Origin of the sequence: Burkholderia sp. AU27893 (assembly GCF_002223205.1) — a bacterium.
Lineage (GTDB): Bacteria > Pseudomonadota > Gammaproteobacteria > Burkholderiales > Burkholderiaceae > Burkholderia.
Map to the genome: position 1 here is coordinate 664,589 of NZ_NKFD01000002.1, position 13,007 is coordinate 677,595.

Genomic DNA, 13,007 nt, shown 5'->3' on the forward strand with positions numbered 1-13,007 from the left:
GCGGGCATCCGCGTCGTGATTTGCCAATCCGTGTCGTTGCTTCACGCGTGTCGCGCGCGGGGCAGTCTCGCGCGTCAGCGTTTCAGTTCGGCGACGAAGTCGTAGTAATCGTCGCGGCAATACGTTTCACTCACTTCGATCGCGCGCTGGTCGGCGCCATAGCCGATCCGCGTGATCACCAGCAGGGCCGAGCCCGGCTTCACCGCCATCCATTTCGCGATCGCGTGGGTCGCGTTCGCCGCGCGAAAGTGCTGCAGCGCGCGCACGACGGTCATGCCGCGCGCTTCGAGGTATTCGTACAGCGACGCGCCGAGCACCTGCGGATCGGGCACCACCGCGGCCGGCAGCGTCGAGTGCTCGACGGCCATCACGATGCCGTCCGCGCGGCGCAGCCGTTCGAGCCGCGCCACCGTCGCGCCGGGCGCGAGGCCGAGACGCGTGATCTCGTCGCGGTTTGCGGCACGCAGCGTGCGCGACAGCCACACCGAATCGGGCACGAAGCCGCGCTGCTGCATCTTCGCGGTGAAGCCGACGAGACGCGACAGCGGATCGGCGACACGCGGCGTGATGAAACTGCCCGCCCCGCGCGCCCGCTTGATCAGCCCCTGTTCGACCAGCAGCGCGAGGGCGCGACGGGCCGTGATTCGCGACACGCCGACCGACACCGACAGCAGCCGTTCCGACGGCAGCGCCTCGCCGGCCCGCCACGCGCCGGCGTGGATCGCGCTCGCCAGGTTGCGGGCGAGCTGCAGATAGAGCGGCGTATCGCTGAGGGGATCGGGCGCCAGTTCGGACCAGCCGGTTTCCATGTGCCTCCGGGTGTCGGACGACGACCGCAGGCCGTCGAAAGTGAGGGCATTATATAACCACCATAATACCAGTCAACGAACTGGTATTAGTGGCGCCGAAATCGCCGGAAGCCTTGCCCGGCAAGCGTTTTAGCTCTCACAAACCCTTTGTTTACAACGAAGTACGGGGTAGGGATTTACCCGGATTGGTATGCAAGGGGACAGTTCCAGTACGCGATTCGGCCTGGTTTGGGGCGCGAATATGAGACCTGGATAGAACCAGTTTGGCCAACTGGTATGCACGGTGACGAGGCAACGCGCGTTCGGCGGCGCGCGCCGGCTGCGTCAGTGGAATCAGTGGAATTCGCGGCTCGACGTGCGCAGGCCGCCGAGCAGCGGCGTCAGATCCTCGAAATGCTGCACGACGAGGTGCCTCACGTCGCTCGCGACCTGCCACACGCCGGATGCGGCAAGCAGCCGCGAATCGAGGGTTTCGCGGCGCTGCCGCGCGAGCAGCTCGGGCCGGACGATCAGGTTCACGCAGCCCGTTTCGTCCTCGAGCGTCATGAACATCACGCCTTTCGCGGTGCCCGGCATCTGCCGCGCGGTCACGAGCCCGCACGCACGCGCGAGCCGGCCGTCGGGGCGGTCGTGCAATTCGGCCGCGGACGACAGCCGCCGCGCGCGCAGTTCGGGCCGCAGCAGCGCGACGGGGTGGCGGTTCAGCGTGAGGCCGGTGGTGTGATAGTCGGCGAGGATGTCGTCGGCTTCCGACGGCGCGCCGAGCGCGGGCTTCTCCGCTTCGTCGATCGGCGCGGTCGCGAGCAGGTCGCGTTCGGGGGCGGCGGCAACCGCTTGCCATAGCGCATCGCGGCGATGACCGGCGAGCGTCGCAAGCGCGTTCGCGGCGGCGAGCGCTTCGAGATCGCGGCGTTCGAGCTGCGCGCGGCGCGCGAGGGTGTCGACGTTGTCGAACCGGCCGGCCGCCGTGCGCGCGGCTTCGATGCGGCGTGCGGCGGCTTCGCCGAGCCCGCGCACGAGCGACAGGCCGAGCCGCACGGCCGGCTGACCGTGCGGCGGCGGCTGGTCGGGCAGCGCTTCCAGCGATGCTTCCCAGTTGCTTTGCGTCACGTCGATCGGCAGCACCCGCACGCCGTGCCGCTTCGCGTCCTGCACGAGTTGCGACGGCGGGTAGAAACCCATCGGCTGGCTGTTCAGCAGCGCGGCGAGGAAGATCGCCGGTTCGTGGCATTTGAGCCAGCTGCTGGCGTACGCGAGTTTCGCGAAGCTGGCTGCGTGGCTTTCGGGGAAACCGTATTCACCAAAGCCTTTGATCTGTTCGAAGATCTGTTCGGCGAATTCACGTGTGTAGCCTCGTTCGAGCATGCCGTGGACGATCTTGTCGTGGTACTTCTCGAGATTGCCCTTGCGCTTCCATGCAGCCATTGCGCGGCGCAGATCGTCCGCTTCGCCGGGCGTGAAACCGGCCGCGACGATTGCAATCTGCATCACCTGTTCCTGGAAAATCGGCACGCCAAGCGTACGCTTGAGCACTTCCTTGAGCGCGTCGCTCGGGTAAGTCACCTCGCCCTCCTCTTCGCCCGCCATGATCCTGCGCCGCTTCAGATACGGATGCACCGCGCCGCCCTGAATCGGGCCGGGCCGCACGATGGACACCTGAATCACGAGGTCGTAGTAGTTGATCGGTCGAAGGCGCGGCAGCATCGACATCTGCGCGCGCGATTCGATCTGGAACACGCCGACCGTATCGGCGCGACAGATCATGTCGTAGGTCTTTTTGTCATCCTGAGGAATGTGTTTCAGCGTAAATGGCTTGCCATCCGGTGACGGCGGCCCGCGCCACGCTGTGCGCAGGTCAAACGCGCGATGCAGTGCCGACAGCATGCCGAGCGCCAGCACGTCTACCTTCATCAGCCCGAGCGCTTCGAGATCGTCCTTGTCCCACTGGATCACGCGCCGCCCGTCCATCGCTGCATTTTCGACCGGCACGAGTCGCGTGAGCTTGCCGCGGCTGATCACGAAACCGCCCGAATGCTGTGACAGGTGTCGCGGAAAATTGAGGAGCCGCGCGGCAAGTTTGGCCCATGACTGGATGAGCGGCGTCTCGGGATCGAGCCCGATCGTCGAGAATTGCTGCAGCAGGTCGCGGCTACCGTCGAACCAGCGATGCCCCTTCGCGACACGATCGACCAGCATCGGATCGACGCCAAGTGCCTTGCCGGTTTCGCGCAGCACGCCGCGCGGACGATAGGTCGATACGGCGGCTGCAAGTGCTGCGCGGTTGTGTCCGTATTTTTTGTAGATGTGTTGAATCACCTCTTCCCGACGCTGATGCTCGAAGTCGACGTCGATATCGGGCGGCTCTCCCCGTTTCTCGCTGATGAAACGCTCGAACAGCATCGTGCTCTGATCGGGATTGACTTCGGTGATGCCGAGGCAATAACAGACGACCGAGTTCGCAGCCGAACCTCGGCCCTGACACAGGATGTTCTGACTGCGCGCGTATTTGACGATGTCGTAGACGGTCAGGAAGAACGGCTCGTAATTGAGTTTCGCGATCAGGGCGAGTTCATACCTGATCTGCCTTGCCACTTTCTCCGGCACACCATTCCAATAACGTCGAGCTACCCCAGCCCATGTCTCTTGCTTCAGGTAACTGGTCGGCGTGTGTCCGCGCGGCACGAGTTCGAGTGGATATTCGTACCGCAACTCACCAAGCGAAAAATTGCACGCATCGAGAATCGCGCACGTCTGCGCAATCTCCTCCGGCGAGAACAGATTCCCGATCCGGTTCCGCCCGCGCAAATGCTGTTCCGCATTCGGCGCAAGCGCATACCCGCACTCGGAAACCGGCATGCCGACGCGAATCGCCGTCATCACGTCCTGCAGTTCCTTGCACGAGCGCCGGTGCATCGTCACGTCGCCCAGCGCGACGACACGCACGCCACGCCGCTCGCCGGCCGCACGAATCTCCTCGCGCTGCGCACCGTCCAGCGCGCGCTGCAGTTGCACGAGCCCGAGCCGCGCCCGCTCGCCGAACGTCGCGCGAAACCACGCAACCTGCGCATCGAGCACATCGGCACGTACCGGATACGTCGGCACGAGGATCGCGAAGCAGTCAGGCATGCCGCGCAAATGCGCAAACTCCGCAGGCGGCGCCGACAGCATCCGCGACGTCAGCTTGTAAGTGCCCTTCGGCGACGCCATCCTCCGCCACGAAATCAGCTCGGACAGGTTGCCGTAGCCCTCGCGGTTCTGCGCCAGCAACACGAGCCCGAACGCGCCGGGGCCCGGATCGTGGCCGGGCGCGACTTCATCCGGCGTGACGTCGAAATACGACCCGATGACGAGCGGCAGCCCTTTCGCCTTCGCCGCGACGTGCATGCGCGGCGCGCCGGCAAGCGAGCACTCGTCGGTGATCGCGATCCCGCGATAGCCGAGCTCGGACGCGCGCTCGACCAGTTCCTCCGCATGCGACGCGCCATGCAGGAACGAAAAGTTCGAACGGCAGAACAACTCCGCGTAATCGGGCAGCCAGCTGAATTCCGCAACCATGACCGCTCACCCGAACAGGCCGTGCAGGAACCAGCGCGGCTCGGCCTCGCTCCCCGCCCGCTCCTTGAACACCCAGTAGCACGCACCGGCCTCGTCCTGCGCGACGCAGTAATCGCGCGCAGCGAGCTGACCGTCGAACCACCCGGCCTCGATCCGCTCCACCGACGACATCATCCTCAGCGGCGTATGAAATACCGGCCGCTCCCCGCGCATCAACAGCGGCAGCGGCTCCGCCAGCAACCACGCAGGCCTCGGCGGCACGGCGGGCGGCCCGGGAGCCGGCTTGCCGGCCTGCGCATCGAGCGGCAGCCAGCGGTTCGCGGCCTCGGGCCGATGATCGGCGACGGGCGCTGCGCGCAGCACGTTGTCCGCGCCGAGCCGCGCGACCAGCAGCTCGAACAGCCGCGCACGCGTCTCGCGCGTGCCGCCCGGCTCGGGGAAAAGATCGTCGGCCGGCGGCGCGACCGATTCGACGCGCGTGGCCTTCAGACGCACCGCAATCACCGCTGCCGGCAACTCGACGCGCGCGAGCCGTTCGCCAAGTAGCCGCATGAAATGCGCCTCGTCGCGCACGGGCGACGCGAATGCGAGTTCGAGCGGCGTCGGCGGCACGGCCTGGCGGCCGCGCTCGTGCTCGAGATCGAACGTCATCGCGGCCAGCGACAGGTGCCGCGCGGCCAGCCAGCCGCACAGCTGCACGACGAGCCGCCGCGCCACGAACAACACGGCTTCCGCGTATTCGACCCGCTCCTGCAATTCGAGCCGCACATCGAACACGGGCGGCACCGCCATCCACGCAAGCGGCTCGACCGCGTCGCCATACGCACGATCGAGCGCGGCCAGCAACGCGGGACCGCAACGGCGCTGCAGCCCCGCGCGCGGCAGGCCGCGCAGATCGGCGAGCGTGCGGCAACCGAGGCCGTCGAACCAGCCTGCATACGGACGCGCATCGGGCAATAGCACACAGGGCAGCCGGTCGAGCACACGGACAAGCGAGGCCGGGCTCGCGACGCGGCGCCGGATGCGTGCACGGGCCGACACACGCGCGAGCAGCCACGCGCCGCCCCCGGTCGGCGCGGCGGACAGGCGCGCCGCATAGCCGAGCGCCGCGAGCGTCGCGCGCACCTGGCGGCACAGCGACGGCAGCCCGCCGAACAGGCGCAGGCTCGGGCCGACGTCGACGAGCAGCGTGGCTTCGTCGCCGAGCGCGACGCACGGCGAGAAGCGCAGCAACGCGAGCGCGACCGCGCGCAGCGCATCGGCCTCGCGCGCGGGATCGCGTTCGACGAGCTGCGTGTGCGGCGCGAGCGTGAGCACGCCGCCGCGCTTCATGCCCGCGCGCACGCCCTGCCGGCGCGCGGCAGCGTCGGCGATCAGCACGACACCCTGCTCGAGCACCGCACAGCCTGCACCGCCGGCCTCGCCCGCCTCGCCGTCAGACGGAAGCGCGACGCACACGTCGAGCGGCAGGCGCGGCAGATGGATGCCGAGCAAGACGCGCATAGCGGCTCTCCACGATGGGCGACGGCAGGTCGAGCACGAGCGGCTCGCTGCGGGCGGGGCCGCGCCGCTTGACGATGTCGAGCGACACGCCGCCCGGCACCGGATACAGCGCGACGCGCAGCACGGCCGGCGACGGTTGCCGCTCGGCCGACAGCGGACGCAGCATCACGAACAGCGTGTCGCCCGTGCGCGCGGCCGCGAGATGCAGGCGCCGCAGCGCATCGGGCCGCGCGTCCTGCCACAGCAGCAGCGCGCCGCAACAACCGGTCTTGAGTGCCTGCTCGGCGGCCCACAACGCATCCGTGCGGCTGCCGGCGCGCAGCCACAGCAGCGCGTCGGCCGGCACGCCGAGACTGGCGAGCGCAGTCGCATGCGGCGACTGCGGCGGCGCGACGAGCGCGAGCGGGCGCCGGGCGCTGACGGTGTGCGCGAGCGCAGGCGCGAGCAGCCGCATCTCGCCGCAGCCCGGCTGCGCGGCCAGCAGTTCGACGAGCCCGCCGACCGGCCAGCCACCGCCCGGCAATTCGGCCGACAGCGGCGCGAAGCCGGTCTCGATCGTGCGCGGGCCGCCGCGCGCGAGCTGCGAGCCGCGCCACAGCGATGGATGAAGGGATTCGGGAGAAATGGAGGATGCGAGCATGATGCCACCCACAACTGTATGGATATACAGTATATGGCAATGCGTCCACGCCGCACAGTACTGGTACGAAACCGGTATTTCGTCAGATGAAAGACGGGTGAAAAGCCGGCAGGCCCACGCTATGACGACGGGTCACCCCCGGCATCACCGGCTCGCACCGCCCGGACGCCCGCCACACCCCTCGGGCGCCGATGCGGCGCATGCGAACCGAATCGCGCAGCAGGGCCGAACCGAGCAGAGCCCGGCCCGGCCGACCAACCGGCACGATGCACACCCCGCACACCGCGCCGGTCCATCAGCCGCCCGTCAGCCGAGCAGCAACGCGTCGTCGTCGAGCTGCTCGTGCCGCACCTTCTCGAACATCTGCAGCAGGTCCGGCACGTCGAGCCCCTTGCGCGCGTCGCCCGACACGTCGAGCACGACCTGCCCCTGGTGCAGCATCACCGTGCGGTCGCCGTAGTCGAGCGCCTGCCGCATGCTGTGCGTGACCATCATCGTCGTCAGCTTGCTCTCGGCGACGATGCGCGAGGTCAGCTCCAGCACGAACGCGGCCGTCTTCGGGTCGAGCGCGGCCGTGTGCTCGTCGAGCAGCAGGATCCGCGACGGCCGCAGCGACGCCATCAACAGGCTCACCGCCTGCCGCTGGCCGCCCGACAGCAGCCCGATCCGGTCGGTCAGCCGGTTCTCGAGGCCCAGGTTCAGCAGCCGCAGCTTGTCGCGGAACAGCTCGCGCGACGGCCGGTCGAGCGCGGCCCGGAAGCCGCGCCGCGCACCGCGCGCCATCGCGAGCGCCATGTTCTCCTCGATCGTCAGCGCCTCGCAGGTACCGGCCATCGGATCCTGGAACACGCGCGCGACGAGGTGCGCACGATCCCACGCGGCCTTGCGCGTCACATCGGTGCCGTCGATCGAGATGCGTCCCGCATCGACGGCCTGGTCGCCGCTGACCGCATTGAGGAAGGTCGACTTGCCGGCGCCGTTCGAGCCGATCACCGCGACGAACTGGCCGTCGGGAATCTCGAGCGACAACCCGCGCAGCGCGCGCGTCTCGATCGGCGTGCCGGGATTGAACGTGAGTTTCAGGTCTTGTGCGGACAGCATGTCAGGCGCCTCCGTTCTTGCGCGCGAACAGCTTCTTGCGCGTCGCCGGCAGCACCAGCGCGATCGTGACGAGCGCGGCCGTCACGAGGTTCAGATCCTGCGCCTTCAGCCCGATGAATTCGCTGTTGAGCGCAAGTGCGATGAAGAAGCGATAGACGATCGCGCCGAGCACGACGGCGAGCGTCGCCAGCACGAGCCGGCGTGCCGGCAGCAGCGTCTCGCCGATGATCACGGCGGCCAGCCCGATCACGATCGTGCCGATCCCCATCGAGATATCCGCACCGCCCTGCGTCTGCGCGAACAGCGCGCCTGCGAGCGCGACGAGCGCGTTCGACAGCGCCATCCCGGCGAGCGTCGCACGGCCGGTCGCGATGCCTTGCGCACGCGCCATCCGCGGGTTCGCGCCGGTCGCGCGCATCGCGAGGCCGAGCTGCGACGAGAAGAACCAGTCGAGGCCGAGCTTCGCGACCACGACGACGATCGCGAGCAGCGCCGGGCGCAGCACGTAGTCGGGCATCCAGTCCGGCTGCAGCACGGTGAAAATGGTCGGCTCGGTGATGAGCGGCACGTTCGGCCGGCCCATGATCCGCAGGTTCACCGAATAGAGCGCGATCATCATCAGGATACTGGCGAGCAGGTCCATGATCTTCAGGCGCACGTTGAGCCAGCCGGTGATGAAGCCGGCCACCGCGCCCGCGACGATCGCGATGCAGGTCGCGCTGAACGGGTCGTAGCCGGCCGAGATCAGCGTCGCGGCAACGGCGCCGCCGAGCGGAAAACTGCCGTCGACGGTGAGGTCGGGGAAGTTGAGGATGCGAAACGAGATCAGCACCCCGAGGGCGACGAGGCTGAAGATCAGGCCGATCTCCAGCGCGCCCAGAAACGAGAACAGAGACATGATGGGGAAATCCTGTTGCTTCCCGGGCGGACGTGTACGGCCGGGCGAAGCGAACGGGCGGCCCCGGGTGGGAGCCGCCCGTCCGGCGGTGTCGTTCAGGCCCGGATCGGGCCCGCAAGCGCGGCGGTCGAACCGCGGCTTACTTGATGACCGTCTTCGCGTCCTTGAGCAGATCCGGCGACAGCGTCACACCCTGCTTCGCGGCCGCGCCCGTGTTCGCGAACAACTCGAGGTTGCTGCTCGTTTCCGACGCGATCGCGCCCGGCTTCTCGCCCTTCAGGATGCGCGCGACGACCTTGCCCGTCTGGCGGCCGAGGTCGCCGTAGTTGATGCCGAGCGCCGCGATGCCGCCGCGCTTCACGCTGTCGGTGTCGCCGGCGACGAGCGGGATCTTCGCCTCGTTCGCGACCTTCACGAGCGCTTCGTACGCGGACACGACGTTGTTGTCGGTATTCGTGTAGATCACGTCGACCTTGCCGATCAGGCTCTTCGCGGCCGGGCCGATGTCGACGGTACGCGGCGCGGCCGCTTCCTTCAGCGTCATCCCCTGCTTCGCGAGGATCTCCTTGAGTTCCTTCACGACGACGACCGAGTTCGCCTCGCCCGGGTTGTAGACCATGCCGACCGTCTTCGCATTCGGCACGACGCGCTTGATCAGCGCGACCTGGCGATCGAGCGGCAGCTTGTCGGATACGCCCGTCACGTTGGTGCCCGACGGGCCCCAGCCCTTCACGAGCTGCGCGGCGACCGGATCGGTCACGCCCGAATAGACGACCGGCACGCTCTTCGTCGAGGCGACCACCGCCTGCGCGGCCGGCGTCGCGATCGCGACGATCACGTCGGGCTGGTCGCCGACGAACTTGCGCGCGATCTGCGCGGCCGTACCCGTATTGCCCTGCGCGCTCTGGTATTCCCACTTGAGCTTGTCGTCGCCGTAACCTTCCGCCTTCAGCTCGGCGCGCACGCCGTCGCGGATCGCGTCGAGCGCCGGGTGGTCGACGATCGACAGCACCTTGACGGTCTGGGCGTGCGCGGCACCGGCCAGCGCGAGCGCGGCCACGCCGGCCGTGATCGAACGGATCGCGAAAGTCTTGAAACGCTTCATGGGTGTGTCTCCCCCGTATTGTGTCGGTTCTGGATGATGGATTCCCGCCGCCGTCAGGCGGGCGCCGCCATGCGTACGACGCGCTGGCGAGCGGCCCGCGCACGCTCCGGGAAAGCGTGCGGCGGCGAACGCACGAGGATACCATTTCCGCAGACCACCGCCTGACTCCAGGCTTTCGCATCGCCCCCCCGGATTGCAGCGCGCGCCGACCGTGCGCGAGCGCGCGTGAAGCCCGTCCGGCAGGGGTTCCGGCTGGCCCCGGCACAACGCGTCAGCCGCGCGCGCGGCTTTACGTTATGCTGTCGGCCGACCCAGTCCACGCCATCGGAGGGCACATGAAACGGGGGAGCCGAGTCATCGCATGCGCGGCCGTCGCGCTGGCGCTGCCGGGTGCGGCATTCGCACTGACCGACGGCAGTGCGCAATACGACGACTGCATGCTCAATGCGCTGCGCGAAAGCCGCAACGGCGCGGCGGCGCAACTGATCCAGCGCTCGTGCGACGCGCTGTATCGCAACAACGCGATGCTGCTGCCGCGCGAGCGGCGTTTTCACGAGTGCGTCGTGCAGTCGCTGCCGGGCGTGCGCGACAACTATGCGATCCAGCAGATCATGTCGATCTGCTCGCGGCGCGGCGAGATGTGAACCGGCGTTGCACGCGCCACACCGCGCGGCCGTCGTCGAGCGGCCGCGCCAATGAAAAAGGCCTGCGCGATGCAGGCCTTTTCGTTCAGCGGTGAGGCGGGGGGGCGGCGTTCAGAACGACGCGACCATCGAGCCCTTGAACTGCTTCTTGATGAATTCCCGCACTTCCGGCGACTGGTATGCCTTGACCAGCTTCTTCACCCACGGCTGGTCCTTGTCCTTCGCGCGCACGGCGATCAGGTTCGCATACGGGCTCGTCAGCGATTCGAGCGCGATCGCGTCCTTGGTCGGCTGCAGGTTCGCGGCGAGCGCGTAGTTCGTGTTGATCACGGCCGCGTCGACGTCCGACAGCACGCGCGGCAGTTGCGCGGCGTCGAGTTCGGAGATCTTCAGCTTCTTCGGATTCTCGGCGATGTCGAGCACCGTCGCGTTGTTGCCGCCCGTGCCGGCGCCCGCCTTCAGCTTGATCACGCCTTGCGTCTGCAGCAGCAGCAGCGCGCGGTTCTCGTTCGACGGATCGTTCGGCACCGCGACCTTCGCGCCTTGCGGCAGATCCTTCAGCGCCTTGAACTTCTTCGAGTACACGCCCATCGGCGAGATGTAGGTCAGGCCCGCGCTGACGATCTTGTAGCCGCGCTGCTTCACCTGGCTGTCGAGGTAGGGCTGGTGCTGGAAGCTGTTGGCGTCGAGGTCGCCCGAGTCGAGCGCCGCGTTCGGCTGCACGTAGTCGTTGAACTCGATGACCTTCACGTTCAGGCCTTCCTTCTCCTTCGCGACCTTCTGCACGAGCTGCCACACTTCCGAATCCGGGCCGGCGACCGTGCCGACCTTGATCACCTTGTCTTCGGCGTGCGCGCCTGCCGACAGCGTCAGTGCTGCACCGGTGGCCAGCACGGAAAATACCTTCAGGAGACTGCGACGCTTCATCTGTTTCTCGCTTTCTTGCTTACGGGATGACTAAAAATGGGGCGCGATGCGGGTATGCCCCGACTCGCACGAAGGGGCAAATGGTGTCACAGGATCCGCGGGAAGTGAAATACATCCCGCTCATATGGGTATGCACCGCTGCGGTGCTGGCGGAGGTGGCACGACTCGGCCGTTAGTTGCGTTTATGCGCGTCGCGCATCGGCCCGAGCGCGTTACGCCACCGCGGCCCAGTCGGCCGACTTCGTCTCGAATGCCGGCTCGCCCATCTGCCCGCCGACCCGGAACGCGCCGACCGTATCGCGCAGTCGCGCGGCCTGTTCCTGCAGCGACGCGGCGGCCGCGGCGGCCTCCTCGACGAGCGCCGCGTTCTGCTGCGTCACCTGGTCCATCTGCGTGACCGCGCGCCCGACCTGCGTGATGCCGCTCGCCTGCTCCTCGGACGCCGCCGCGATCTCGCCCATGATGTCGGTCACGCGTGCGACGGCCTGCAGGATCTCGCCCATCGTCGTGCCGGCCTGGCCGACCAGCGTCGATCCGTTGCGCACACGCTCGACCGAATCGACGATCAGCTCGCGGATCTCCTTCGACGCCGTCGCGCTGCGCTGCGCGAGCGAACGCACTTCGCCCGCGACCACCGCGAAGCCGCGGCCCTGCTCGCCGGCGCGCGCGGCTTCGACCGCCGCGTTCAGCGCGAGGATGTTGGTCTGGAATGCGATGCCCTCGATCACACCGATGATGTCGGCGATCTTGCGCGAGCTGTCGTCGATCTGGCCCATCGTGCCGATCACGCGGTTCACGACGTCGCTCCCGGTGCGCGCGATTTCCGATGCGCTGTTCGCGAGCCCGCTTGCCTGCCGCGCGTTGTCGGCGTTCTGCTTCACCGTTGCAGTCAGCTGCTCCATGCTCGCGGCGGTTTCTTCCAGCGAGGCGGCCTGCTCCTCGGTGCGCTGCGACAGGTCGTCGTTGCCGGCCGAGATCTGGCGGCTCGCCGACGCGATCGAGCCGGCCGACTGGCGAATCCCGCCGATCGTCGCCTGCAGCCGTGCCTGCATGTCGTGCATCGCGGCCATCATGCTCGTGCGGTCGCCCGCGCGAACCGGCACCGGCTGCGTCAGGTCGCCCTGCGCGATACGCGTCGCGAGCGCGGCCGCTTCGTCGGGTTCGCCGCCGAGGCTGCTGCGCACGTTGCGGATGATCACGAGCATCGCCGCGCTGATCACGAAGCCGATCACGAACACGACCGCGAGGTGGCCGAGCAGCGTCCGGTAATAGACGGTGTCGATGTCCTTCAGGAACACGCCGCTCGAGATGTTCCAGTCCCACGGCGCGAAGCGCGTGACGTAGCTGATCTTCGGCACGGCGGTCTCGCTGTGCGGCAGCCGCCCGCGATACTCGGCGAAGCCGCTGCCGGTTTCCTTCGCGGCGTTCAGGATCGTGACGAACAGCGGCTTGCCGTCCGGGTCGAGATAGTCGCCGACTTGCGTGTTGACGAGCTTCGGCAGCGTCGGATGCATCAGCACGACCGGCTTCGAGTCCATCACGAACACGTAGCCCGAATCGCCGTAACGCATCGCGGCGAGGCTCGCGAGCGCGTCGCGCTTCGCATCGGCCTCCGGCAGCGTGCCGCTCTGCGCGAGTGCGTGATAGGCCTTCACGATACCGGCCGCCGAATCGACGAGATTCGCGATGCCTGCCTTGCGTTCGGCGAGCATCGTCGCGCGCGTCTCGTACGCGCTCCATGCGCCGACGCCCAGGAGACCGATCCATACCAGCGCAAGCGCGAGCCACAGCTTGCGGTTCAAACTCATTCTGCTCATCTGCGTGC

10 protein-coding genes are annotated in these 13,007 nt (G+C 67.9%); 1 reads left to right on the forward strand and 9 read right to left on the reverse strand.

What is annotated here, in order from left to right; all coding sequences use genetic code 11:
• Positions 1–74: 74 nt before the first annotated feature.
• The 7 genes from CFB47_RS16230 to CFB47_RS16260 form a co-directional block, all read right to left on the reverse strand.
• Positions 75–809: a GntR family transcriptional regulator gene (locus CFB47_RS16230; RefSeq protein WP_043187255.1), complete on the reverse strand. Its 735-nt coding sequence runs from the start codon at positions 807–809 to the stop codon at positions 75–77.
• A gap of 333 nt (positions 810–1,142) precedes the next feature.
• Positions 1,143–4,364 carry an error-prone DNA polymerase gene (locus CFB47_RS16235; protein ID WP_089461669.1) on the reverse strand — a complete coding sequence of 1,074 codons (3,222 nt, stop codon included), beginning with the start codon at positions 4,362–4,364 and terminating at the stop codon, positions 1,143–1,145.
• A gap of 6 nt (positions 4,365–4,370) precedes the next feature.
• On the reverse strand, positions 4,371–5,867 hold the full coding sequence (locus tag CFB47_RS16240; RefSeq protein WP_089456970.1) for a DNA polymerase Y family protein: 1,497 nt from the start codon (positions 5,865–5,867) through the stop codon (positions 4,371–4,373).
• Positions 5,800–6,507 carry a translesion DNA synthesis-associated protein ImuA gene (imuA, locus tag CFB47_RS16245; protein ID WP_089461670.1) on the reverse strand — a complete coding sequence of 236 codons (708 nt, stop codon included), beginning with the start codon at positions 6,505–6,507 and terminating at the stop codon, positions 5,800–5,802. The genes CFB47_RS16240 and imuA overlap by 68 nt, the downstream gene beginning before the upstream one ends.
• A gap of 306 nt (positions 6,508–6,813) precedes the next feature.
• Positions 6,814–7,608 (reverse strand): ABC transporter ATP-binding protein, encoded by a 795-nt coding sequence (locus tag CFB47_RS16250; RefSeq protein WP_089461671.1) that lies wholly within the window; start codon positions 7,606–7,608, stop codon positions 6,814–6,816.
• Position 7,609: 1 nt separating this feature from the next.
• Complete coding sequence (locus CFB47_RS16255) at positions 7,610–8,506, reverse strand: ABC transporter permease (RefSeq protein WP_089461672.1); 897 nt, start codon at positions 8,504–8,506, stop codon at positions 7,610–7,612.
• Between the two features lie 139 nt (positions 8,507–8,645).
• Positions 8,646–9,611 (reverse strand): ABC transporter substrate-binding protein, encoded by a 966-nt coding sequence (locus CFB47_RS16260; protein ID WP_011353263.1) that lies wholly within the window; start codon positions 9,609–9,611, stop codon positions 8,646–8,648.
• 335 nt (positions 9,612–9,946) lie between these two features.
• On the opposite strand from CFB47_RS16260, the gene CFB47_RS16265 reads away from it, so the two are divergent.
• On the forward strand, positions 9,947–10,255 hold the full coding sequence (locus CFB47_RS16265) for a VF_A0006 family four-cysteine protein (protein ID WP_089441068.1): 309 nt from the start codon (positions 9,947–9,949) through the stop codon (positions 10,253–10,255).
• Positions 10,256–10,366: 111 nt separating this feature from the next.
• On the opposite strand, the gene CFB47_RS16270 is transcribed toward CFB47_RS16265, so the two are convergent.
• Together CFB47_RS16270 and CFB47_RS16275 are read right to left on the reverse strand one after the other, a co-directional pair.
• A complete protein-coding gene (locus tag CFB47_RS16270; protein ID WP_089456971.1) occupies positions 10,367–11,182 on the reverse strand; it encodes a MetQ/NlpA family ABC transporter substrate-binding protein in 816 nt (271 codons plus the stop codon).
• 212 nt (positions 11,183–11,394) lie between these two features.
• Positions 11,395–12,999, reverse strand: coding sequence for a methyl-accepting chemotaxis protein (locus CFB47_RS16275; protein WP_089457209.1), 1,605 nt, complete (start codon positions 12,997–12,999; stop codon positions 11,395–11,397).
• Between the last annotated feature and the right edge of the window lie 8 nt (positions 13,000–13,007).

What these genes read in the sequence shown, in the direction of transcription:
- CFB47_RS16230 (WP_043187255.1), bottom strand. Translation starts at nt 809, where the DNA reads ATGGAAACCGGCTGGTCCGAACTGGCGCCCGATCCCCTCAGCGATACG.
- CFB47_RS16235 (WP_089461669.1), bottom strand. Translation starts at nt 4,364, where the DNA reads ATGGTTGCGGAATTCAGCTGGCTGCCCGATTACGCGGAGTTGTTCTGC.
- CFB47_RS16240 (WP_089456970.1), bottom strand. Translation starts at nt 5,867, where the DNA reads ATGCGCGTCTTGCTCGGCATCCATCTGCCGCGCCTGCCGCTCGACGTG.
- imuA (WP_089461670.1), bottom strand. Translation starts at nt 6,507, where the DNA reads ATGCTCGCATCCTCCATTTCTCCCGAATCCCTTCATCCATCGCTGTGG.
- CFB47_RS16250 (WP_089461671.1), bottom strand. Translation starts at nt 7,608, where the DNA reads ATGCTGTCCGCACAAGACCTGAAACTCACGTTCAATCCCGGCACGCCG.
- CFB47_RS16255 (WP_089461672.1), bottom strand. Translation starts at nt 8,506, where the DNA reads ATGTCTCTGTTCTCGTTTCTGGGCGCGCTGGAGATCGGCCTGATCTTC.
- CFB47_RS16260 (WP_011353263.1), bottom strand. Translation starts at nt 9,611, where the DNA reads ATGAAGCGTTTCAAGACTTTCGCGATCCGTTCGATCACGGCCGGCGTG.
- CFB47_RS16265 (WP_089441068.1), top strand. Translation starts at nt 9,947, where the DNA reads ATGAAACGGGGGAGCCGAGTCATCGCATGCGCGGCCGTCGCGCTGGCG.
- CFB47_RS16270 (WP_089456971.1), bottom strand. Translation starts at nt 11,182, where the DNA reads ATGAAGCGTCGCAGTCTCCTGAAGGTATTTTCCGTGCTGGCCACCGGT.
- CFB47_RS16275 (WP_089457209.1), bottom strand. Translation starts at nt 12,999, where the DNA reads ATGAGCAGAATGAGTTTGAACCGCAAGCTGTGGCTCGCGCTTGCGCTG.